Source organism: Acinetobacter sp. ANC_7655 (assembly GCF_056784015.1).
Genome location: NZ_JBWYJB010000032.1, coordinates 1 through 591 on the forward strand (window position 1 = coordinate 1; position 591 = coordinate 591).

The following is a 591-nucleotide window of genomic DNA, read 5'->3' on the forward strand; positions in this document are numbered from 1 at the left end:
TCTTCCAATGTCATACGACCTTGACCAATATGTTCGTTGTCTTGGAACACCATTGGGACAGCCATGATTTTGCGTTCTTCTACTTCGTCTTGGAAGAATGCACCATCAATCATGGTTGCTGTTGTGCCAGGGTTGTAGATTGCGATCAAATTAAGTGCTTGAACCACATCTGGGCAGTTATGACAGCTTAAAGATACGAATACGTCAAAGTCAGATTTGATTTCTAAAGCTTTGATGGATGCTAATACTTCATCAGATACTTTTGGTGCATAACCAGAAGTTTGTAGCAATGCCAAAATCAAAGAAGTGAACTCATGACCCATTGGTAAGCCTGCGAAGAAGACACGCGGTTCTTCACCTGCTTTTGCAATACCAAAGCTCGGCGCACGTTTATTTTGACCATCAAAACGAGCTGTGACGAATGGAGAAAGTGCAGCCACTTCTTCCACAAGTTCTTTGATTTTTGCAGATTTGTCTGAATCATTTAAAGTCGCAACCAATTCGATTGGACCTTCAAGGCGTTCTAAAAGCGTTTTTAATTGAGCTGAAGTATTTTGATCTAACATTGCTAACGTCTCCAAAGGAGTAATA

The 591-nt window shown here is 40.8% G+C and carries 1 protein-coding gene; it reads right to left on the reverse strand.

From position 1 onward, the window contains the following. Positions 1-566 (reverse strand): thioredoxin family protein (locus tag AC1M9N_RS14460; RefSeq protein WP_481954970.1); only part of this gene is annotated, 566 nt, incomplete at its 3' end. Positions 567-591: the final 25 nt, after the last annotated feature.